A 22012-nucleotide genomic window follows, 5' to 3' on the forward strand; every position below is an offset into this window, starting at 1 on the left:
GCTGGGAACTCTCCGTCTACACAACCCCCAACGTGTAGACGGCAGATTGCAAAAATCTGCAGCGGTGGCGCAACGTGGGCTTTATCTCCAGAGTGGGAGCACTACCCCAAGGGGTTGCCCCTCGCCCCACACAGGAGCAACAAGGGCGTAACAGGGGCGATAGGGCGATGATTTTCAGGGGCTATTTTTATCACCACTTTCGCCACTGACCTTGGTCAGTTCAATGATTCGATACCCGTTGCTCTTGCGGATATTGCAGTCAATCCCTAGAGCTGCAAGGGGTTTGGACAGTCTGCGCAATGTTTTGGTGATCATTTTGTTGGAATAAAAATCGCCACTGTGCTCGCTGGCAAGGGTCGATAATTCCGTAGGGTTGGTGACCCAAACAGACTTGTCCACCATCAGAGTACAGATGGCATCCACAAAATTTTTGTCCTTGAGATTCAACTCATGGAGACTATCCGAAACCAAAATCCAAATATTATCTTCCCCTCGTTCCAACTCTAGCTCACGAGATTTTACATCACGACCCACCAGATGAAAGGTTGCGAAGTCATCCCCTCGCTTGCTCTGCCCCAAGACAATCATGGTGTCAGCGGCACCCTGCAGACCAGTGGAGCCAGTGATTTGGTTGAAAATGTCGCTGTCCTTTTGCTTGCGTAGATGGTGGACAAGAACAATTGCGATTTTGAATTCGTCGGCCAAATTTTTCAGGGTGGTCAGGTCATCGTAGTCCGTGATGTAGTTGCTCTCGGTGTTGCCACGAACTTTTTGTAGGGTATCAATGATGATGAGATTGGTGTCGGGATGGTCAGAGAAAAAATTTCGGATGCGAGATTCTAACTCTCCACCCATTTTGGAAATCTCGATGCAGAGATGGGCGTTGGCAGGTGCCTGTTCCAGTTCGTCACTGAGGGTGAACAGCCGCTCCTGCAATCGTTCCTCACTGTCCTCAAAGGCCAGATAGAGGGTGGTGCCTTTGGTGGTTTTGAATTTCCAGACGGGTTCCCCTTTGGCAACCTGCATGGCCAGCCAAAAGGAAAACCAAGACTTTCCTACCTTCCCCAGTCCACCGAAGATAGTCAGCCCCCGTGGCAGAATTTCTTCCACCACAAAGGGTGTCCGAGGAATTTCTTTGACCGATAGTTCTGCTGCTGTGATGGTGTTGAATATTTTCATGTGCTTCCTCCTTTTTGAAAATGATTTTATTTCAATAAATATTTTCTAAAAATAGGATAGCATAGACTTGACATTTTTACAATGAAATTGTATAATAATTTCTGGAGTGATTTATATTTTCGTATTTTTAGTTTTAAGTATTTTCAAAAAATAAATTTGGGAGGTGAGGGGACTTGAACTCTCACACATCGGAGCAAACCCCATCTTGGGACAGTTACAACCATCTGGCATATTTCGTGGATGACGATTTGTTTATACGCAAGGAGGAACTGGAGTATCCTATTTCTTTCTTGGATGAATTCCTTCTGTTTCTTACTTTAGATGAAGAACTTTTTGGACTGCACGACTATTTTGGAGAAGAATTTTTAGACGTTGAACAATTAACAGCTACCGTTGGCAGATGCAAGCTCCTATCTCTGTTCGCTCCCACATGGGACGAAGAAAACACGGATGAACAATTTGCCTACTGCCACGAAATCCGCAAGTTGCAGTTGCGGTATAAGGGCTTGATGGAATTTTGTCTCAACCAAAGCTTATGCCCAGAAGAACTGGGGCATATGAGTGCTTACCAGCGGCTGAACCTCTACGGCTCACTTCCCCACGGCTATGTCCCCCAGATGCTGACATCGGTTTTGACACTGGATGCTACGGCCACCGATGCCTTCACAGGAGATGACACCGCAGAGCAGTCCCCCTTGGAACGGATATTTGACATCCCTGCAGGGTTGGTGGCTCACGTGGGACAGCAGAAATTGCAACCTGCCAGAGAATTTATGCTTCACAGCACCAGCGATATTTTGACTTTGATATTCCACGAGCTGGTGTTACGAGACGTGAAACTGAAATGCTGTAAGCACTGTCACCAATATTTTGTGGTGAAAACCAAACGGAATAGTGACTACTGTGACCGCACCGCGGAGGGCTCCACCCAGACCTGCCAGAAGCTGGCCGCCATGGAAAAGTTCAAGGCAAAAAAAGCAGACAACCAAGCCTACCAGATTTTCAACCTCTACTACAAACGCTACCACGAACGAAAAAAAGTAGGCACCATCAAGGCCGATGTCTTTGACACATGGAATCGGGACGCCTGCACACGGCGAGATGCCTGCATCGATGGCAAGGAAGATATGGAGGCTTTCGAGCAGTGGTGCCACGATAGCTTTCCCAACCGCCCAAAGAAAAAATGACCTCTTTTTCAAGAGGTCAAGACAAAAGGCAAAGGTCGTAAGCTACGACCTTTGCCTTTTACTGATTGCAGGTTCCTTCGAATGCGTGTAGCTCTTGGGACAATTTCCACGCCAGATAGAACCCAGTTTGGAACGCTTTGAGCGTGCATTGGCATTCCAGATGCCCATAGCAATCCATGATCCGAAGCACCACCCTGCGGTCAGCCTTACTGAGATGTTGGATGAGTGTTTGATGGCATTGGGTGATTTCTTGCTCTAGGGGGTTGTCCTTGTCCTTGACGGTGTATTGGGATAGTAGTTGCTCTAAAATTGTGTCCATGTAGCGCCCTCCTTGTCAACGAAGGACTATACCACAGGTGCGGAGGAATAGCTAGTGCCAAATACTAAAAAGGTCACGTTGATTTTTTGAGCCAATACATTTTCTTAAAGCAAATCCAATGCAATCTCAAACACAGCCCCTTGGTCGTTATAGGCCTTGATTTGGCCGTTCATCATCTCTACTGATGTTTTGGCGATGGAGAGGCCTAGTCCGAAATTGCCCTTTTCTCCTTTGGAAAATCGCTCAAAGATATGGTCGATATTCTCAATGCCTTTGCCATCGTCACGGACGGTGATGATGGCCCGTTTGCCCTCTGCTTTTAGGGATAGGGACACCGCAGATGTGGCGTAGCGGATGCCGTTGGAGATGATATTGCCCACAGAGCTAGTCAGTAGCTCTTGGTTGCCCATGACCATAATGTCAGGTGCAATGTGGTGGTGAATTTCGATGTTTTGGCTCATGGCATAGCCTGTGTAGCCACTGAGCAAGTCCAAAAGACCATTGCTCAGACTGATTTTTTCCAGCTGTTTATTGGCGTTGAAATTCTCTGTGCGAGCCAAAGTCAACAGGCCATCCACCAGACGGGTCAGCCGTTTACTCTGGTCAGAAATCAAATGTGCCGTGCCCTTAGCGTCCTCAAAGACCCCCATTTCAATGCCGTCGGCGTAGCCTTGGATACTCATAAGAGGGGTGCGCAGTTCATGGGAGGCATTGTGGAGAAATTTTTTCTGGGACTGGTCAAAGTGGTACAGCCTGCGACTGAGGGCATTGATTTCCGTGGATAGCTTTTGCAGTTCCACACAGTCATTTTCCTCTACAATGGCCACAATTTCATCGGCCTTCATATTTTCCACCATGGCGGTCAAGCGCTCAATGGGCTTTGCAATGGAACGGCTGATTCTGGTGGAGATAAAAATGGCAATCAGCGTGATGATGCCAGAAATCAGCAGTAAGAGAAAATTGATGGCCGACACAAATTCGTCTATCACCATCCCTTTGGAAACATAGACCAAGGTGTTTCCTGTATAGGTGTTGAACTCTGTGGGGGGCGTAGCATCGTCGACCACAGTCTCGACTTGGGGAGTGGTTTCCGTGGTTTGATTTTTTCGTTCTGCCAGGATGCCAGTGCCAATTTGTGGTTTATTGGCAACGATTGGGGTGCGGTCATTGGAGGGTGTTTGTTCGATTGTATCTTCTGTATCTTCATCGATGTAGGCCACAGCCACCGCATAAAATTTATGACCATCGTAGTTGAAATAGCCAATCTCGCCCTCCGCCAAGCCAGAAATAGCGCCATAGGCCAAGCTGGCAATTTCATCATTGACGAAGCTACTATACTGATTAAATATGGGGGAGAGCTCTCCCAGTCCATTATAGACAATGACCTCTGTGGAGCTACTGTTTTCATAGTTTTTCAAAATGGATACCATGCCTAGTAAATCATCATCTTGGATGCCGGCATAGACTGAGTCCACCGCTGCTAATAAATCTTCCTCCGCTTGCCGCTGGCTATAATAATAAACTAACAGATTAAACAGCAGGATAATCGTCACTGGGATGGCCACAATGATGGCCAGATACGGCCTAGAAATTTTCCGTTTGATGGTGGTCATATCAGCCCTCCTGTTCTAGCTTAAACCCAAAGCCCCAGACGGCGGTGATTTTCACATCGGTTTTCACCAGCTTTTTCCGCAGGCGTTTCAGCACATCGTCACAGACTTTGGTGTCCACCTCGTAGTCAAACTTCCAGACATTTTTTAGCAGTTCTTCTCTGGAGACCGCTCTGTCTGCGTGTTCAAACAGATAGGCCATCAGCCCAAATTCTGTGGGGGTTAAATCCAAAGTATCTCCGTTGGTGGTGGCTTTTTTCATGCCAATATCCAACTGGATAGAGCCATAGGAGAGGATGTTTTTCGCCTTCACTTGTTCGCTAAAGGACATCCTGCGGAAAATAGAGCCCACCCGTACCACCAGCTCCATGGGGGCAAAGGGCTTTACCAAATAGTCATCGGCGCCCATAGAAATCCCCGTGATGCGGTCTAGCTCGCTATCCTTGGCAGACACAATGATGATGGGTACATTGCTTTTGGCACGAATGGCGGCGCAGACGGACACCCCATCTGTCCCTGGCATCATCACATCTAAAATCACCATGTCGGAGGGATCTGCCTCAAAGGCATCTCGCAAGGCATCCCCAGTTTCAAAAGCGGTCACTTCATAGCCACTATTTCTTAAAAATCCGCCGATAATATCACGGATGCTTTTTTCGTCGTCAGCGATATAAATTTTCATATCATCACCTCATATCCAAAGTATACCATATTGATTTACAAAATAAAATATCTCCATTGATTTTGCCTATAATTTGCCACTTTTTAACCGATGCTTTTCCAGTGGACGTTGCTGTATAGTATAGCTACAGAGGCACAGACACAAAAAACAGCCCAAGAAAGGAAGATTTCACTATGATGAAAACAAAACTAATCTCCGCCATGATGGTAGCCCTTTTGGTGGTCGGCACCACTGCTATCACTGCTTCGGCAGCAGAATTACCCTCTACTCCAGAGAAAACCGCCCCTACCATCGCTTTTGACCAAGAGGCCAAGCAGGCCGCATTGGAGGAAAAAGGCGTCGCTTTTGAACAAGCTATGGCGGCTATGGAATTTAAGATGCTGGCCGTTGGCAAAACCCCAGAGGAAATCGCCACCATGCAGGCAAAGTTCACCGAAAAATTTGAGGGCCTAAAGGCTGAAAAGGCCGCTACCATCATGGAAAATAAGGCAACCCGTGAAGAAAAAGCTGCTGCAAAATCGGCCGCCCAGAGCGTCCTCACACAAACAGCGATAGAAATGGTATAAGCAAGCACCATGGGAAAGAGGAGCGATAAGAGATGAGATGGAATTTATTTGAAACGGTACAGCGCCATGTGGGGTGTAACTACCTGTCTGATTTACAGTGTAGTCAATACCGTCCTGTGATTAAAGCCTGTGTCAAGCAATATACGGCACAAGACTTTCCACAAAGGGAATGGGCAGATTTACATTACTACCTGCTTCAAACTCGTGCCACAGAAATGACGGCAGAGGCGATACAACAAGAGCTGTTAAATCATTTGTAATTTCATTTTTCATCTCTCATCATCGACCCATGAAAAAAGAGAACTGGATATTAGATGCCAGTTCTCTTTCATCGTATCAGTTTATGACTGGGCAGGTACTTCCCCTGCCATCCCATCCAAATCAGTTCCCGTGTCTGTGTCCTCTGTCTTAGATGGCGTGTCCTTTATACGAACAGGAGCGGTAGGTGTCTTTACCACAGGCTCGGTTGCATCTGGTTCTTCAGCCTCGGTTTTTTCTTCTACATCAGCAATTTCAACGACTTCTTCCATCACAGGCTTGTCGGTGTCAGTGGCGTTTTCCGCTTCACGCTGTGTGGCACGCTCTGCCAGAGCTTTCTTTTGGGCTGGCGTTAGGGTTACGGCATCGTCAGTTGCATCTTCTTGCGCATCGGAAGGCTCAATCACTTCCTCTATATCGGGTTCGTCAGAATCCGTGACAGGTGGTTTTACATTGGGAGGAACAATAGGTAGCTTCTTAGGAGATTCAGATTCTTCCACTTCTTCGCTCTGTGCTACTTCTTCCGTATCGGCAGTTTCAGCAACTTCCTCTGCCATAGGCTCGTCAGAATCCGTGACAGGTGGTTTTACATTGGGAGGAACAATAGGTAGCTTCTTAGGAGATTCAGATTCTTCCACTTCTTCGCTCTGTGCTACTTCTTCCGTATCGGCAGTATCGACAATTTCCTCTGCCTCGTCCGCCATAATCACAGTATCCTCTATGATTGGTTGATTGGCTTGGGTTTGGAGATATTTTGCCAGTTTTGCCGGATCCATGGGAGGGGTCGTTGGTTCCGAATTCGATGCAATGTCAAGCCCTTCAGGAAGAAGATTCTCTCTAGTTGGCATCTCTCGTTCTATGTCAGGTGCTTGCCGTTCTCTGGTGGGCACCTCTCGCTCTATGTCAGGTACTTGCCGTTCTCTGGTTGGCATCTCTCGCACGATGTCGGGCACTTGCCGTTCTCTGGTGGGCACCTCGCGCTCAACGATAGGGGTCGTCCGTTCTACAGTTGGAATCTCTCGTTCCAGAACAGGGACTTGCCGTTCTCTGGTTGGCACCTCACGTTCAACGACAGGGGTTTGCCGTTCTCTAGTGGGTAGGACTCTTTCTGTTGTACCGCTGTCATTCACAAGAGTGGTTGCCTGTAGTACCCCATCGGATAGCTGCACGTCTGCCAAGGGGACCGCATCCCCATAAACAGACACAACAGATGGATTCACTGGAGGCTCTTTGGGTGTGGCAGTGGCGTAGAGCCCCAGCCCCAACACAAAACTGGCCGCCGTGATGGCTGATAACCGTTTCACTTGTTTTTGTGTCACCCTGTTCACCTCACTCCAAAATAGCACCATTCACCACAATATTTGTGTTCTAGTTGTGATATTCCTTATTGTACTGCTGAATTTTGCAAAAAGCAATAGGGGATTGGCTGTTTTTTGAAATTTTATACATTGTAAATGAACGCATCTACAATACAGCGCTTATCGCTTCGCAACGAATATTGACAAAAACAATTTTACTCACTATACTGAAGATAGAACCCCTAAACTATACACGGGTTATTCACCCAATCGCTAGTCTACAACCAAAATCGAGGTGAACAGTCAAATGCACAATACAAACAACAACTCCGAAATTATCATGTACCAAACCGAAGATGGTTTGACTAAAATTGAATCCACCTTTGATGGTGACACTGTTTGGCTGTCCATGGACCAGATGGCGGAGCTGTTCCAGCGTGATAAATCCACTATCTCTCGTCACATCAAAAATGTCTTTTCTGAGGGTGAGCTAGACAGAAATTCAGTTGTTGCAAATTTTGCAACAACTGCTTCTGACGGTAAAACCTATCAAGTTGACTACTACAATTTGGATGTCATCATCTCCGTTGGCTATCGTGTGAAATCCATTCGTGGCACACAATTTCGCATTTGGGCAAGCGGTATCTTGAAAGAGTATCTGCAAAAAGGCTTTGCCATGAATGATGATATTCTCAAAAACAACGGCGGCGGTATGTTCTTCGATGAACTGCTTGGTCGAATTCGTGACATCCGTTCCTCGGAGAAGGTGTTCTGGAGAAAAGTCCTTGATATTTATGCCACCAGCGTGGACTACGATCCCAGAGAAGAAAGCTCTATGCTATTTTTCAAAACGGTGCAAAATAAAATGCACTGGGCTGCACACGGACAAACCGCTGCGGAGAAGATTTTTTACACAGCAGATGCAGACAAGCCCAACATGGGCATGACCAGCTTTAAGGGCGAATTGCCAAAGCAAGCCGATGCTCTGGTTGCAAAAAATTACTGCACTGAGGATGAAATCCTTGCCCTCAACGATGTGGTTTCTGCCTATCTGGAACTGGCGGAAATGCAAGCCAGACGTAGAATCCCTATGTACATGAGCGACTGGATTGAAACACTAGACGGGTTCTTAAAGCTATCAAAACACGAAATTCTAACCCACGCTGGCTCCATCAGCGCCAAAACTGCTGAGAAAAAAGCCAAAGAGGAGTACCAGAAGTTTAGAACATTGCAAATCAACAGCGTATCTCAAGTGGAGAAAGATTACATCAAATCCCTCGAGGATATGCAAAGTAAGCTATTGGGGGAATGATTCACCCCCAATCCTTCACGGAGGGTACAGAGCCCTTAGGTTCTTGTGCTGAGAGGCGTGTGGGTTCGAGTCCCTTCATCCGCACCAAACTCACATAATCCGAACCATATCTTCCAAATTGGAGATGGGTTCGGATTATGTATTTTATTAAGCGAATTAAATTATGTATAGATAAAGCCGATGGGATTTTAGGTTCCATCGGCTTTTTGCTGTTATGCAGATACCAATTTTGCTTGGCTCTGCTCTTGTTTCCACTTCTCGTAGGCTTTCATATTATCTTCATTTTTATAGAAGTCCATGATTCTTGGCAAGTAAGAATTTGCCAAAGATTCAGTAACCGCTTTGGGTACTGGTTCTAACTCTGGTGGAATGCACAGAATTTGCACCTCTATACCTTTCTTATCCAGTTCTTGCATGATTTCTAAAAGTTCAATAATTGATTCATGTATTGTTTTCATAATTTAATATCCTCCTATTGTCATTGTAAAATCTTGTTCCTGTTCTTCTTCAAATTCCTGTGTGTTTTCTGGCTCTTGTTTCAACTCTTCAATGATTTTTTCTAATTGAGTCAGCGTTATGTCATTTTCTTCAAGGCTATTCATCATCTCAATCAGTGCGTAGACACCAACGAACGACAGCGCAGTCAGTGCTGCGAGGTTTGCGATTTCAGCAAGTTCATCATCATAGTTTTGTGCCTGCTCATATTGGTTAAGGGTGTATAGTATCTCTTTGCCGACTTCTAGCGTGAGTGCTTTTGTAGACTTGGTTTGTGGTTTGTAGAGTTCTTCACGCTCATATTCCCAGCCTGTTTTAATATCAGAAGTACAATCGCCCTGCCTGATTTCAAACTCTTGCACCATATTTTCTTTAAGATATTTCTTGCCATAGAGCTTGTCATCTCGAACCTTTTTCCCATTGGGGCTGGTGTAGGTGATGGTTTGTCTGTCATTTTCCCACTTGATTTCGTAGCCTAGATTTATCATTTCTGTGATAAAATCTCCTTTGTTGTTCACCTTTTTCATGGCTGTTTCTATGGTGAGACACAGCTGAAATTTCCAACTGGTGCCACGCCCTCTGGCACGGCTTTCGGCTCTGCCTATTGTTTTACTTCTGCCGTAGGTGTAAGTTTCAAGGGTACTAAGGCCATATTCTTTGCAGATGTTATCCGAGGTGAGTCGCAGTTTTCTAAGCGTATTTGGCGGCTGATGTAGCTTTTTACCGGTTTCAAAGCTGACTGAATTTATAATAAAATGGCTGTGCAGATGGTCGTTGTCCATGTGGGTTGCAATCAAAACTTCAAAATCTTTGTAGTGTTCTTCGGCAAACTTCATTGCGATTTCATGTGCCATCTTCGGCGAAACATTTTCGCCATCTTTGAAACTTTGGGTATAGTGGTAGAATTGTAGCCCATCGGTTTTGTGATAACTTGCCTTTGTGGAGATAAATTCAGCGTATGCAGTTTCTGGTGTGCAGTTTAATCCAGAGATGAGTTTCATTTCACATGGTTGGTTGTCACTTCGAACTTGATGTTTTGTATCTAAATTTTCACGACTGATACCAGTTTTTTTACGCTGGCATACATAGGCAATGACACCACGCAGGGTGGCTAGTTTTTGGGTTTTGTACTTGATAAAATTGACTGTTGCGATAGAACTCCACCTCCTTATACACCGATTTTCCAACGCTCTGGATCAAAAACGAAATCACTATGCTCCATTTCAGAACGTAGCTGTTCGTTTTTATCGTCACACAAATCTGCCAAGACCTCATGAATTTTCCCCAGTTGCTCTTTGATTTCCTGCAAATCTATGACTGAAAAATGCCCCATGTTAGACCTTGTGGTCAGTTGATTTAGGTTATTGCCAATGCGTTTTAACTCCGTTTGCAGTGGCTTTAGTCCATCAATCACAATGATTTCTTTGTTGAAAACAGCGTGCCTAATAAAATCTGCTTGGCTCATTTTTGCTTTTTTAGCAAGTATCGCAAGTTGTTTTTTCTCTTTTTCGCTTGCCCTAAAATTGATAAATTTGTCTTTCAATAACATTCCTCCTTATTGTGTTCAAAAGTGGGTTTGGGCTTCTGCCCAATTAGTAGGATTTAGCGACTACACAGGCGCTCTGCTCGCCCCAACCGAGGTTGGGTATTTCACGTCTACACCTCTGCAAATGTCGATACTTTGCATAGTTTTATTACAGAGAAAGACGATGTGAGCTACCGTTTCGGTAGTTCGTGGAAACCCCGTCGTGAATCACGACCCCCTCTGCACATTGCCTTACATATCTGCCATTTTTCTGTTAGGGTGTTACTATGCCACCCCTAGCATTAAAGTCTCACACAAGGGCAACAATCGGCTCACAGGGGCGATAGGGCGATTAGTTTAGGAGCCTAGTTTTATCGCCACTTTCGCCACTAGACTTTGAAATGTCAATAATTCTGTAACCGTTAGATTTACGGATATTGCAGTAAATACCAGTGTTTTCAAGGTTTTTGGCAAGTCTGCGAAGAACTTTAGTAATCATTTTGTTGGAATAATAATCGCCACTGTGTTCACTTACAAGGGTCGATAATTCTGTGGGATTGGTAGACCAGAAATTGATGCCAGTCATCAATTTTTCTATTGCTTCAACAAATTTTTTATCCTTGATATTCAACTCGTGCATACTGTCAGAAATCAAAAGCCAGATATTATCTTCGCCACGCTCAAGTTCAAGCTCACGGCTTTTTACATCTCTACCCACCAAATGTAATGTCGCAAAATCTTCACCTCGTTTGACTTGTTCAATGACCATCATGGTGTCCGCTGCTCCTTGCAGACCTGTTGAACCAGTAATCTGATTGAAGATGTCGCTGTCTTTTTGCTTTCGCAAGTGATGTACCAACACGATTGCAATTTTAAATTCGTCAGCAAGATTTTTCAGGATAGTGATGTCCTCATAGTCAGAAATATAATTGCTCTCGATGTTGCCACGAACCTTTTGAAGCGTGTCGATAATAATTAAGTTGGTATCAGGGTAGTCGGTCATAAAACTTCTAATTCTACTTTCAAGCTCACCACCCATCTTTGAGATTTCAATGCAGAGATGAGCGTTCGGAGGTGCATTTTCGATTTCATCGCTGAGCATAAAAAGTCGGTCTTGCAGACGCTCTTCGTTATCTTCAAATGCCAAGTAGAGAGTAGTGCCTTTTGTGGTTTTGAAGTTCCAGATTGGTTCACCTTTTGCAACTTGCATGGCAAGCCAAAAAGAAAACCAAGACTTACCGACTTTGCCAAGTCCACCGAGGATTGTGAGCCCTCGTGGTAATAGTTCTTCGACAATGAATGGTGTGCGTTCAATGTGTTTTGCATAAAGTTCTGCTGTGGTTATGGTATTAAATTTTTTCATTTGTGTCCTCCTTAAAATAAGTATCTGATTGACTTATATTTCTATCTCTGATACAATCATAACAGATATAAATTTTCTTACAAGAGTTTGGGCAAAAGGTAGGTATGCTTTCAAAACTCTATCGGATACGGAGGCTCTTATGTTTTTAATGAACCATGATTTTTTCGACAGGTTTGATGTGTCGTTCACAAAAAAAGAAAGCATCCTAAGCGGTAAAATCTACCCTTTAGGATACTTTGCGAATTATGTTTTGGAGATGGACAAAAGTATTTTGCGTGAAATTTCAAGGCAAGTGGACACCTTTAAGTACGAATTCAATATTTTCTTATCTGTCAGAGATGTGACCTCAGCTGCCTTAGCCAACGAAGCATTGCTATCCCTGTGGTCGCTGATTGCAAAACTGCCTGTGTATCGTTTGGTGTGTGAGCGCGACAATAAAGTCAATTATTTAATCAGTTATATGCGTGAGCATCCAGACGAGGTTGATGATATGACGACCACTGGCACTGCACGAAATCAGATGCTAAATTTGTGGTTGTATAACCTTGATAATCTTGTGCCGAGCATTAAAAATTTTATTCAAAAAACAGATTTTATGCTTGAGAACTATTTTGAGAACTTGCCCTCACGAAAACCAGAGAGCTATGTGCGAGCTTATGCAAAATACAAACGTGATATTGTAAATGGATATGATATTGCAGACCAAGAAGACGAGGACACCACAGAGCTAGATTTGCACCAGTTGACTTTTCCGTTTTCACTATCTTTTGCACCGAAACAGCATCCAAAAACAAAAGAGGTATTTTTAGCAGAAGTGATTACCTTTGGTACTCTAGAAAGTTTTTTATATACCGACTTAATGAAAGCAATGGCAGCAGGTAATGTGCCACGCAGATGTCACAACTGTGGTAAGTATTTTCTTGCTGTGGGTGGTTATGATACGGTTTATTGCGAACGTGTTGCACCAGATGAAAAAACTAAAACTTGCCGAAAGGTTGGCGCTCATAAAAAAGAAAAAGAGAAGAATGGTAGCTCTATGATTCAAAAAGAATATGCCAAGGTTTACAACCGATTAAAGACTAGAAAAAATCGTGGCACGATCTCTATTGATGAATGGAACGAAAAAGTTTCACTGGCACAGAAGCTGAAAGATAAAGCCAATGGCGGTGAGATTTCTGATGTGAAATACAAGGCTTTGCTGGATAGGATATGACAAAAAGCTCGTGGGATAATTCTCACGAGCTTTCAATATTTGTTGGAGGCTAGATGTCATCTTTCAAGCAGTTTTTTATATCGTCAGAACATAATTCCGTTCCAAACCTTACACCTAACTTGAAACCCATAGTAAAGTGGGATGCCGAGCTTTCGCCAAGCATGGTGCTGTATGCGTTTTCGTATTTGATGAATAGGTTTTTCAGTTCTCCATCTAAACTTTTCATTAAGATTTCTTCTATGTCGGCAACAGTTTTCATGGCCGAATGATAATTTTTATTCTCGTCACAGCAGTGACCGTTGGGATCAATGTTTCCGAAATATAGTTCTTCAATTATGTTCATCGGTTTGTACCTCCATAGCAAAAGGTGGCTGCACTTCAGTTAATTCTGAAGCGTAGCCACCTTGGTTGTAATGTTTTAATTCAGTTGTAAAGTCAAGACCTAAACGTAATCCACAGATAAAACTTTCTTCAGTTTGTAGTGTGGTAATCATCATGAGGTTGTCTATGATTTTCAAAACTTTTCTTCTATCTGCTTTTGAAATGGTTTGAATTAACTCTTTATGATTTTGCTCAATTTCTGTGTTCAAATCTAACTGAGGCGTTGGCTTATAAAAATCCTTGAATAATTTATTTAGTGTTTCCATCGTGATCCTCCAAATATGACAACAGGGATACCAGCTCAGATTCGACTTCTAAAATGGTATCCCTATTTTTGATTAAGTTTAAAGTTTGCAAGACTGTGTGCTTGACGGTCAACATCAAGATGATGTGAGTTTCGTCGGCTGGATCGCAGTGCTGATGGTTAAGCCAGAAGTCTTTGAATACTTCGCCATGGATGTTGTATTTGTCGCTGTTGTAGAACTGTTCGATTGTATAGTTCGCCATTTGTGTTCCTCCTTTGGTTTTTGTTAAGGAACACAATACCACAAGAGGGGTGGAATAGCTATATGGCAAAGACAACAATTAAGATATGCATTTTAATAAATATAATATTTGAAAAGTCGAATATTATGTGTTATAATAAATATATGGCTTCACTCTGTAAAGATAGGAGATTTCTAATCATGAATATTAGCTACAAAAAACTATGGATTATGTTGATTGAAAAAGATATAACCAAAACAAAACTTAGAGAAAAAATTGGAATAAGTACAAGTACACTTTCAAAACTCACTAAAAATGAATATGTTTCAATGGAAGTATTAGTTAAAATATGTGTAGAACTTAATTGCGATATTGGAGATATTGTTGAGTTAAATAATCTATAACTCAAGTCTTAGATAAAAACAAAAAATTCACAAGCATTTAAGAGATTCATTAGAAAATATTGTCAATTGAATAAAGATAAAGAGAAAACGATGTTATATCTTGGATTAATTTTGGAGGTTTTAGATTAGCGAAGTTGATACTTGGCAACAAGTAGACACGCTGGCGATGACTAATCAAGTAAAGAAAGAGGATTTATATGAATAGAGAAGCTGTAAAACAGTATATTAGTGCTCAGCCTAATAAAGTTGTCAACAATATTGATTTAGATGAAAATAAGATCAGTTATACTGGTATTACACAGCATAGAACAATTAAAGATATCACAGGTGATGAAGAAATGGTTAGGGCTTTTATTCTGACACGCCTTGTGAATGAATTAGGGTACTCACCTGATAGGATAGAAATAGAATGCGAATATACAGCGGGCAGACCACACACAATTACCAGTAGAATAGATGTTATCGTTCGTGATACCAGTGGTAATGCTTTTTTGTTTATCGAATTAAAATCACCAACAGATTACGATAAAGCTGATAAAGACCAAATTATAGAACAACAATTATTCAAGTTGGCTGGAATGGAACGTACAGAAGGCAGAGCTGTCAAATATCTTGTTCTATACGCTACAAGAGATTTAAGTTCTTCTATTGCTGATGAGTGTATCGTTATTGATGCAGAAAAATTTCCTACATATGCAGACTGGGAAGCTACTAGAGATAGTGTTAATACATTGCCAGCTAGATATGGGAAAGCTCAAAAAACACCATATATCAAAGCATCAACCAAGGATTTAGAAACAGATTTTTCGACAGAAGCACTAACAAGATTACAAACAGACCTTCACAATGTTCTATGGGGTGGTGGAGGAACTGATGATAATGAGGTTTTCTCATCACTTGTAAACCTAATACTCGCAAAAATTCAAGATGAAGATGAAAAAGAAGATGGCGATGCTTATGATTTTCAATCTCTTACTTTCGCAAAAGATGGTGATGAAGAATTTGAAACAAATGAGCAATTATTTGACCGAATAAATACTCTGTATAGAAAAGCCCTAAAACAAAAGATGAATTTAACTGACGAAAAAGAGTTAGACAAATCTTATGTAATTGACAGCAAGAAGTTCTCACTTTCAAAACTTAAATATACTGTTCAAAAGTTAGAGGGACTATCTTTCGTCGACGGAAAAAACAGCTTAGATGGCAAAGATATTCTTGGAGATTTCTTCGAGGGTATTATTCGTGATGGATTTAAACAAACTAAAGGGCAATTTTTTACTCCAATGAATATAGTTAAGTTCATGTTATGGGCAATTCAGGCTGATAAATTAGCTATAAAACGTATAAAAGAGGATAAAGAAATTCCATATATGATTGATCCATCTACTGGAAGTGGAACTTTCCTTATCGAATATATGAAGTTTATAACAGCGAACATGAAATATCGCAATCGTAATGCCGATGGATATAATGCTGATTTGGGAACAGCAAGAGCTGTAAAAGATAAAATCACTTCTGATTGGTTTTTCCCTAATCACAGAGAAAATAAATGGGCACAAACCTTTATTTATGGATCTGAAATCAATTTCAACTTAGGAACGGCTACCAAAGTCAACATGATTTTACACGGTGATGGTTCTACAAATATATTTGTTAAAGACGGCTTGCTTCCTTTTGCAAAATATGAAAAAGAAACTGCACCTAACGCATTACAAGGCACAATCATAGATGAAAACTATACACAACAAAAGAAAACTCTTAATGTGAATGAGCAATTTGATATTATTCTTGGCAACCTCTAATAACTGAGGTTTTGCCCGTTTCATTTTGCGTTTCTATGATTTTTTCGGAAAATCCACAGTTTTTATCTTGGTGAACGCACAAAGACCAAAATAACCACTGTATCTTGCTTTTTTGGGGATATTTCCCCCAAAAGGGCAGACTTACCCCTTGGCAAACTCACCTCGCTTTAAAATTTCATACCGACAAATGTTATACACCAGATTTGTCAGCCCTATATTGAATATCGCACGGTCTATGCCGATGGAACGCACAGTGATGCCCTTCATGGAGCCTGTCATAAATCCAAAAACGTGTTCTACCCTGGCTCTAATTTTGGATTTTTGGCGGTTGTTTTCCTTTTGCTCTGGGGTCAGTGGGTGATTGCGATAGCCTTTTTCATTGATTCGAGTTTCTACTGTTTCAGGAAGATTTGCTAGCAATTCTTCCCCTGTATAGGCACTATCTGCGTATAAAACAGCATCTTCTTCTGTGATTAACTCGGCGAGGGCTTGACTATCGTGGACGTTGGCGCTGGTGACGGTGTAGCCGGTAATGATTTTGCTGTCGGCATCCACTTTTACGTGGTCTTTATAGCCATAATGCCGCTCGTTATTTTTCTTTGTCCAGCGGGCATCCGTATCTTTTTGGCTCAATTTGTGAGCATTTTCAGGCTTTTCCCATTCTTCTGGTACCTTGCCCTCTTTGATGGTTGCATTCTCATCTCGATGATTTCTTTGGCGAGGTGCATCCACGAAAGTTGCGTCTACAATCGTACCTTCACGAGTGATAATGCCTGCATCTAACAGCATTTTATTGAAATGATGGAACAATTTATCCATTACGTTAGCCTTCATCAGCGTGTCACGAAACAGCCAAATGGTTTTGGAATCGGGCACTCTGTCCCCAGCCCCAAGCCCAAAAAGCGCATAAAACTCATGCGGTCATTGATTTGAAACTCCATTTGGTCATCGCTGAGATTGTAAAGACGTTGCAAAATCAATATTTTAAGCATCAAAATCAGGTCATAGGGCGGACGCCCACCAAGTCCTTTGTGTTCTTTTTTGGTAGCTTTTTTCAAAATTGGGCGAAACTGCTCCCAGTTGATAACTGTGTTCAATCGAACCAACGAATCGCCCAGTTTGCTCAACTTTTCCAATCTGTTTTCTTCACTAAAAAATCCAATTTGCATGTTCGTCACCGCCCTTTTTTCTTATGTCCATTATACTACAGATTTTGCCAAATTGATAGCGGGTTTTTAGAGATTGCCTCTTACAAATCCACCATTTAGTGTTGAGCTAGATAACGATACAAAGAAAACAGTTATAAAAGATTTTATGTTTGGTGATAAAAAGAATTCTGAAAACCTGTTTATTGAAAGATGGTATCAATTACTGCGTGAAAATGGTCGTTTTGCTGCTGTGTTGCCTGAAAGTGTATTTGATACAACCGAGAATAAATATATAAGATTATTCTTGTTCAAGTATTTTAAAATTAAAGCTGTGGTATCTTTACCACAAGTAACATTTGAACCTTATACTTCCACTAAAACAAGTATTTTATTTGCCCAAAAGAAAACTAAGGCTGAAGTTAATTTATGGAATGAAATATGGGCAGAAGTATCAAAAGAATATGCAACCTTAAAAACAAGAGTTGAAAATCTTATGGCTGTTCACTGTGGTAAGAAAAAGAAATCTGCTTTACCATCAATTAAGAACCTAACTGTTGATGAAGAAAGAGATATTCTGAATAAAATGCTAAAAAATCACCTGATATATAATGATGACACTTTATCAAATGATGATTTAATCACAAAATACTTTGATGACTTAACAGACCTTTGCAAATATGATAAGGATACTCAAGATATATTTGGTTTTGTTAATACTTGGTGGGTATTTGGAGAAGTATCAGCTAAATTAAATTATGATATATTTATGGCAGAAGCAGATAATGTAGGTTATAAACGCACAAAACGTGGTGAAAAACCTATGCCAAACGACTTGTATCGTACAAAAGATAATGAAATTTGTATTGATGATGGTATCGAAACAACTATACTGGATTTAATGCGTAAAATTAGTTGGGAGTAGGTGGAGTATGAAAATATTAAACAAACCCTTACATGAATTTTCATCTCATAAATACAATCGAATAGACACAAAGTATTGGGCAACAACTGATAGCATCGAGAATAATGAGTATGTTTTGATTCAAAACCTCTTTGATGTTATTAATGGAAGTGTGCAAACGACAAATTATTCAAACGAAGTTACATCTATACCATATATCAGAATTGGAGATATGTCATACAAAGACGGATTAGACATTACAGATGCGATGTATCTAAACGATGATACTGAAATCAAGCAAGATAAAATTTTACAAGAGGATGATATTATCGTTGCAACAATAGGTGCAACGGTAGGAAAAACTGCTCTTGCAAAAGAAGCAAAGGGAGGTACTTTTTCTAATAATACCGTTGTACTTAGAAAAAAGTTTAATAATATCGATTCTAAATTCTACTCTCTGTTGTTGCAAGCAGATTATTATATTGATTATATTTTTGGTGTTGTTTCTCAAAAAGCACAGCCTAATTTACAAGAATATGATTTAAAAAACATTAAAGTTCCTTTTATAGAATATCATGCAGCCAAGATATTCATTGACGATATCGTGCCAATTGAAAGCGAGATAAATAACTTAAAATCTCAATTACTTCCTGTAAAATCAACAATTGACAGAGTTATTTCACAAGAATTTGAACTTAATATTGAGGCATTAAAAGAAATAGACAATGTGAAAATTATCAAATCAACACTAACAGATCTATCTTTTAATAATTCTAATCATAGATTTAGTCCTAGATGGAACAAAGCAGGTCTAATTCAAGAAAAGCTTATAGGAATGAAAAGTGTTTTTGAATTACTAGGTAACCACATAATATCGACCCAAAATGGTTGGTCGCCAGAATGTACAGAGGCATCATCTCTTTTTCAAGTTTTAGGCATAGACGCTATTAATAAAGATAGCCATATACAATTTAATAATGTTAAATTCAGTGATATATATAGTCCTAATTTTGATAAATATATTGTTAAAGATAATGATTTTTTTGTGAGTCGAGGAAATACTACTGATTTAGTTGCATTAGCGAGTATTGCAACCATAACAGATGAAATAAGTGATACTGTATTCCCAGATTTGATGATACGGATTGATTTTAAGCAAACAATAAACAAACAATATATGGCTTATATTTTCAACTCATTTATTGGACGTCTATATTTTAAATATGCTTCAAAAGGGAAAAACCAAACAATGGTTAAGATATCTAAAAAAGAACTTCATGATTTTTATGTTCCTGTTCCCAAAATAGATATTCAAAACAAAATAGTTAATAAAATCCAACAAGAAATCAATAATCAAAATGCTATCAAAGCAGAAATAGCACAATTAAGAGCTCAAATTGACGAGATTATTGAAGGTGCCATAAAAAATTAAAAGGAGGATACAACTATGGACTGCTCCAAATATGAAAATAAGCACGAGGAATTAAATTCTCTTGTGAATGACTTGCTAAATAACAGACAAGACCTTAGCTTAGATAATGCCAATAGTCTTTCCTGTTTACTATGTAAAAATTTTGATAAAGAGATCATCCCTAGTATTCTTGCATATTTAGAACAACTTGTCGCAGAACATAGTTATACTTCTGTTAATTGGTACGCACTAGCAAGAATTAATCAAATTGTTGCAAATAGCTCTAGAGCTGAAGAAGCATATCAAAAAGCAATCAATTTAGAGCCTTTAAATTTAGATTATTTAGAACGTATGGCTAGATTTTATATGACTATAAATAATTGGCAAAAGACATTAGAATATTGCAATAGATTTGTTGGTTTATCTTCAGGGAAGCAACAAATAGCCAATAGCATTATGTTATCGGCGTATTATAATTGCAAAATGTATGCAGAGGTTATACAGAATTTCGAGCTTGGCATTGACTTAGGCAACTTACAAGCTGTATATAAGGCTATGTATAGCTATATTATGCTTGGTAAAAATGATAAAGTAGTGACACTTATTGATAAACTTGAACTGAGTGATACTGATGAAAGTTATGCCGTTATAGATTTAATTTCCCAGACATATTTCACTCTAAAACATTATGATAAGGCATTAGAAAACTATTTAAAATTAGCAGAAAAAGACTATAAGAAATATCGCAATGATGTTGCTGCTACATATAGTAATCTTAATAATTTTGAGAAGTCCTTGCCAATATTAGAAGAAATATTAAATGAAGACCCTAATGACACAAATGCGTTATCTAACTATGCACTAACTATATTGAAGATAGATGCTAAGAAAAACTTTGATGAAGCAGTTGGATGTTATCAAAAAATTATCTGCTTAGATCCGCTTAATACAAAGGCATATAATATGTTGGGAATGATACATTACGAAACTAGCAAATATACATTAGCTTATCTATATTATTTGAAAATGTTTGAACTTAATAGCAATGAAGAATGGATAGTGCGACAGTTAATATCTTGTGCTTTAGGTAATTTGATATCTGGTGTTGAAGTTAGTGAAAATTCCAAAAATGGAGTGGTACTTTGGTCAGTTTTGAAGAAGTCTTTCCAAGTAACAGCAAATGATTATTCTACAGCAAATATATTTTATAGAAATTTAAAGCAATACAAAGAAGCCACCCAAACTATATTAAGAGCAATAGAAATAGAGCCAACTAATCCACATTTTCTGTTTTCTGCAACAATAACATTTAAGGCTTTAAATGATAATGAAAGTGCGATGAAATACATAGAAAAGGCCCTTTTAATAGATAAGGATAACCTTGATTATTTAAATCTTTATGCTGATATATTGTTCTTGTTGAAAGATAAAGCTAAAAGCGAAGAAACCTATAAAAAAATAGTGGAGATTAAAGAAAACAGCGATACATTAAATGCTTTGGGCTGGTTTTATTGCGAAGAAAACGAATATGAAAAAGCGATAGCTATGTTATATAAGGCATTATGTGCAGAGATGAGTACGAATGGAACTAATAGTGACTTTGTGCATAAAATAAAAAGCAATTTGGCCTATGCCTATATCATGGATAGTAAATCTAATGAGCTGTTGGAGCTAATGAATAGTAAAGAACTTTCAGAAATATATAATGATGAATTCAGTAATGGTATTAAAGCTATTACATATTTAAAGGTTGGTGAAATTGAAAAAGCCAATAAATGTATGCCGCTTATTTTGAGTTCTAGGCTTCCTGGAAAATTCAGCTTGTTGTTTAGAGCTTTTAGTGCTTATAATTTCCGAGAGGATAATTGGGCAGAAATTTGCATATCTAATCTAAAAGATATTGATATCAGTGATGCTGGTTATATTGCTTTTAAAGAGGATTTTTGTAGATGCTTAGGGTATGCATACAGAAAAGCCAAAGATGATGATAGTGCTATTAAATATTTTGAACAGGCTTGCCAAATCGGTAAGAGTAATGCTGTGAATTGGTATGAACTAGGTGTGGAATACTTATATTCTACTACTCAAATAAATAACAAACAAGACGCGTATCAATTTTTTGAAACAGCGTATGTATGTGATAACGGAAAGGCTATTAAATCACTTAGGTATTTAATGAAAAAATTTCAGTTGCAAGATAATTTGACAGCAGAAAACAAAGCAGATATTATGCTAGGATTTTTCAGTCTTGCCAGTAAAATAGAAGAATTGAAACAAGCATTGGTTTATTCGGATGCAGAACCAGTTTATCATTTTACAAGATTGAGTGTACTTAAAGAGTTAGTGAAAAAAGATGGTCGTCTAAGAATAAGCAATGCTGCTCAAATGAATGACCCGAAGAGGGTAAAACCATTTTTAGAAAGATATTTAAGGGTTATAAGAGTGAAGGTGAACTAGATGAACTATCTCCTC

The 22012-nt window shown here is 39.9% G+C and carries 23 protein-coding genes; 10 read left to right on the plus strand and 13 right to left on the minus strand.

Annotated features, from left to right (window positions below):
- Positions 1 to 174: 174 nt before the first annotated feature.
- The gene (locus RFF05_RS04370; RefSeq protein WP_409969177.1) at positions 175 to 1179 is read right to left on the minus strand and encodes an AAA family ATPase; all 1005 of its coding nucleotides are present in this window, start codon (positions 1177 to 1179) and stop codon (positions 175 to 177) included.
- 173 nt (positions 1180 to 1352) lie between these two features.
- Between RFF05_RS04370 and RFF05_RS04375 the strand changes: the two genes are divergently transcribed.
- Entirely contained in the window at positions 1353 to 2366 is a 1014-nt protein-coding gene (locus tag RFF05_RS04375) for a DUF6076 domain-containing protein (RefSeq protein WP_409969178.1), read from the plus strand.
- A gap of 58 nt (positions 2367 to 2424) precedes the next feature.
- Here RFF05_RS04375 and RFF05_RS04380 read toward each other — a convergent pair whose 3' ends face one another.
- From RFF05_RS04380 to RFF05_RS04390, 3 genes are all read right to left on the minus strand, one after another.
- Positions 2425 to 2685 (minus strand): hypothetical protein, encoded by a 261-nt coding sequence (locus RFF05_RS04380; protein ID WP_409969179.1) that lies wholly within the window; start codon positions 2683 to 2685, stop codon positions 2425 to 2427.
- A gap of 104 nt (positions 2686 to 2789) precedes the next feature.
- Positions 2790 to 4298 carry a sensor histidine kinase gene (locus RFF05_RS04385; RefSeq protein WP_409969180.1) on the minus strand — a complete coding sequence of 503 codons (1509 nt, stop codon included), beginning with the start codon at positions 4296 to 4298 and terminating at the stop codon, positions 2790 to 2792.
- Position 4299: 1 nt separating this feature from the next.
- Positions 4300 to 4977, minus strand: coding sequence for a response regulator transcription factor (locus tag RFF05_RS04390; protein ID WP_409969181.1), 678 nt, complete (start codon positions 4975 to 4977; stop codon positions 4300 to 4302).
- 173 nt (positions 4978 to 5150) lie between these two features.
- On the opposite strand from RFF05_RS04390, the gene RFF05_RS04395 reads away from it, so the two are divergent.
- Both RFF05_RS04395 and RFF05_RS04400 read left to right on the plus strand, forming a co-directional pair.
- Positions 5151 to 5543 (plus strand): hypothetical protein, encoded by a 393-nt coding sequence (locus tag RFF05_RS04395; protein WP_409969182.1) that lies wholly within the window; start codon positions 5151 to 5153, stop codon positions 5541 to 5543.
- 32 nt (positions 5544 to 5575) lie between these two features.
- The gene (locus RFF05_RS04400; RefSeq protein WP_409969183.1) at positions 5576 to 5803 is read left to right on the plus strand and encodes a hypothetical protein; all 228 of its coding nucleotides are present in this window, start codon (positions 5576 to 5578) and stop codon (positions 5801 to 5803) included.
- Between the two features lie 81 nt (positions 5804 to 5884).
- On the opposite strand, the gene RFF05_RS04405 is transcribed toward RFF05_RS04400, so the two are convergent.
- Positions 5885 to 7105 carry a hypothetical protein gene (locus tag RFF05_RS04405; protein ID WP_409969184.1) on the minus strand — a complete coding sequence of 407 codons (1221 nt, stop codon included), beginning with the start codon at positions 7103 to 7105 and terminating at the stop codon, positions 5885 to 5887.
- 301 nt (positions 7106 to 7406) lie between these two features.
- Between RFF05_RS04405 and RFF05_RS04410 the strand changes: the two genes are divergently transcribed.
- Positions 7407 to 8411: a virulence RhuM family protein gene (locus RFF05_RS04410; RefSeq protein ID WP_409969185.1), complete on the plus strand. Its 1005-nt coding sequence runs from the start codon at positions 7407 to 7409 to the stop codon at positions 8409 to 8411.
- A gap of 212 nt (positions 8412 to 8623) precedes the next feature.
- Here RFF05_RS04410 and RFF05_RS04415 read toward each other — a convergent pair whose 3' ends face one another.
- From RFF05_RS04415 to RFF05_RS04430, 4 genes are all read right to left on the minus strand, one after another.
- Positions 8624 to 8869 carry a hypothetical protein gene (locus RFF05_RS04415; RefSeq protein ID WP_409969186.1) on the minus strand — a complete coding sequence of 82 codons (246 nt, stop codon included), beginning with the start codon at positions 8867 to 8869 and terminating at the stop codon, positions 8624 to 8626.
- Between the two features lie 3 nt (positions 8870 to 8872).
- Positions 8873 to 10093, minus strand: coding sequence for a relaxase/mobilization nuclease domain-containing protein (locus tag RFF05_RS04420; protein ID WP_409969187.1), 1221 nt, complete (start codon positions 10091 to 10093; stop codon positions 8873 to 8875).
- Complete coding sequence (locus tag RFF05_RS04425) at positions 10075 to 10449, minus strand: MobC family plasmid mobilization relaxosome protein (protein WP_409969188.1); 375 nt, start codon at positions 10447 to 10449, stop codon at positions 10075 to 10077. The genes RFF05_RS04420 and RFF05_RS04425 overlap by 19 nt, the downstream gene beginning before the upstream one ends.
- A 334-nt stretch (positions 10450 to 10783) precedes the next feature.
- Entirely contained in the window at positions 10784 to 11794 is a 1011-nt protein-coding gene (locus RFF05_RS04430; RefSeq protein ID WP_409969189.1) for an AAA family ATPase, read from the minus strand.
- 139 nt (positions 11795 to 11933) lie between these two features.
- Here RFF05_RS04430 and RFF05_RS04435 point away from each other — a divergent pair, with 139 nt between their 5' ends.
- Positions 11934 to 13007, plus strand: a complete 1074-nt coding sequence (locus tag RFF05_RS04435) for a DUF6076 domain-containing protein (protein WP_409969190.1) — start codon at positions 11934 to 11936, stop codon at positions 13005 to 13007.
- A gap of 49 nt (positions 13008 to 13056) precedes the next feature.
- Here RFF05_RS04435 and RFF05_RS04440 read toward each other — a convergent pair whose 3' ends face one another.
- The 3 genes from RFF05_RS04440 to RFF05_RS04450 are packed head-to-tail and all read right to left on the minus strand — an operon-like array spanning position 13057 to position 13895.
- The gene (locus RFF05_RS04440; RefSeq protein ID WP_409969191.1) at positions 13057 to 13350 is read right to left on the minus strand and encodes a DUF6809 family protein; all 294 of its coding nucleotides are present in this window, start codon (positions 13348 to 13350) and stop codon (positions 13057 to 13059) included.
- Entirely contained in the window at positions 13337 to 13654 is a 318-nt protein-coding gene (locus RFF05_RS04445) for a DUF6809 family protein (protein WP_409969192.1), read from the minus strand. Before RFF05_RS04445 ends, RFF05_RS04440 begins: the two co-directional genes overlap by 14 nt.
- Positions 13638 to 13895 (minus strand): hypothetical protein, encoded by a 258-nt coding sequence (locus tag RFF05_RS04450; protein ID WP_409969193.1) that lies wholly within the window; start codon positions 13893 to 13895, stop codon positions 13638 to 13640. The genes RFF05_RS04445 and RFF05_RS04450 overlap by 17 nt, the downstream gene beginning before the upstream one ends.
- A 179-nt stretch (positions 13896 to 14074) precedes the next feature.
- Between RFF05_RS04450 and RFF05_RS04455 the strand changes: the two genes are divergently transcribed.
- Positions 14075 to 14278: a helix-turn-helix domain-containing protein gene (locus RFF05_RS04455; RefSeq protein WP_409969194.1), complete on the plus strand. Its 204-nt coding sequence runs from the start codon at positions 14075 to 14077 to the stop codon at positions 14276 to 14278.
- Between the two features lie 197 nt (positions 14279 to 14475).
- On the plus strand, positions 14476 to 16080 hold the full coding sequence (locus tag RFF05_RS04460) for an N-6 DNA methylase (protein ID WP_409969195.1): 1605 nt from the start codon (positions 14476 to 14478) through the stop codon (positions 16078 to 16080).
- 141 nt (positions 16081 to 16221) lie between these two features.
- On the opposite strand, the gene RFF05_RS04465 is transcribed toward RFF05_RS04460, so the two are convergent.
- Positions 16222 to 17249, minus strand: a protein-coding gene (locus tag RFF05_RS04465) for an IS5 family transposase (protein WP_409969196.1) whose coding sequence is annotated in 2 segments (ribosomal slippage) — positions 16222 to 16970 and positions 16970 to 17249 — 1029 coding nt in all. Because the reading frame shifts where the segments join, the coding sequence is not laid out codon by codon here.
- A gap of 73 nt (positions 17250 to 17322) precedes the next feature.
- Between RFF05_RS04465 and RFF05_RS04470 the strand changes: the two genes are divergently transcribed.
- The 3 genes from RFF05_RS04470 to RFF05_RS04480 are packed head-to-tail and all read left to right on the plus strand — an operon-like array spanning position 17323 to position 21997.
- Complete coding sequence (locus tag RFF05_RS04470; RefSeq protein ID WP_409969197.1) at positions 17323 to 18150, plus strand: N-6 DNA methylase; 828 nt, start codon at positions 17323 to 17325, stop codon at positions 18148 to 18150.
- 7 nt (positions 18151 to 18157) lie between these two features.
- The gene (locus tag RFF05_RS04475) at positions 18158 to 19561 is read left to right on the plus strand and encodes a restriction endonuclease subunit S (RefSeq protein WP_409969198.1); all 1404 of its coding nucleotides are present in this window, start codon (positions 18158 to 18160) and stop codon (positions 19559 to 19561) included.
- A gap of 15 nt (positions 19562 to 19576) precedes the next feature.
- Complete coding sequence (locus RFF05_RS04480) at positions 19577 to 21997, plus strand: tetratricopeptide repeat protein (RefSeq protein ID WP_409969199.1); 2421 nt, start codon at positions 19577 to 19579, stop codon at positions 21995 to 21997.
- The last annotated feature ends 15 nt before the right edge of the window (positions 21998 to 22012 follow it).

This window comes from Bengtsoniella intestinalis (assembly GCF_039719005.1).
Classification (GTDB): Bacteria; Bacillota; Clostridia; order Oscillospirales; family Oscillospiraceae; genus Oscillibacter; species Oscillibacter intestinalis.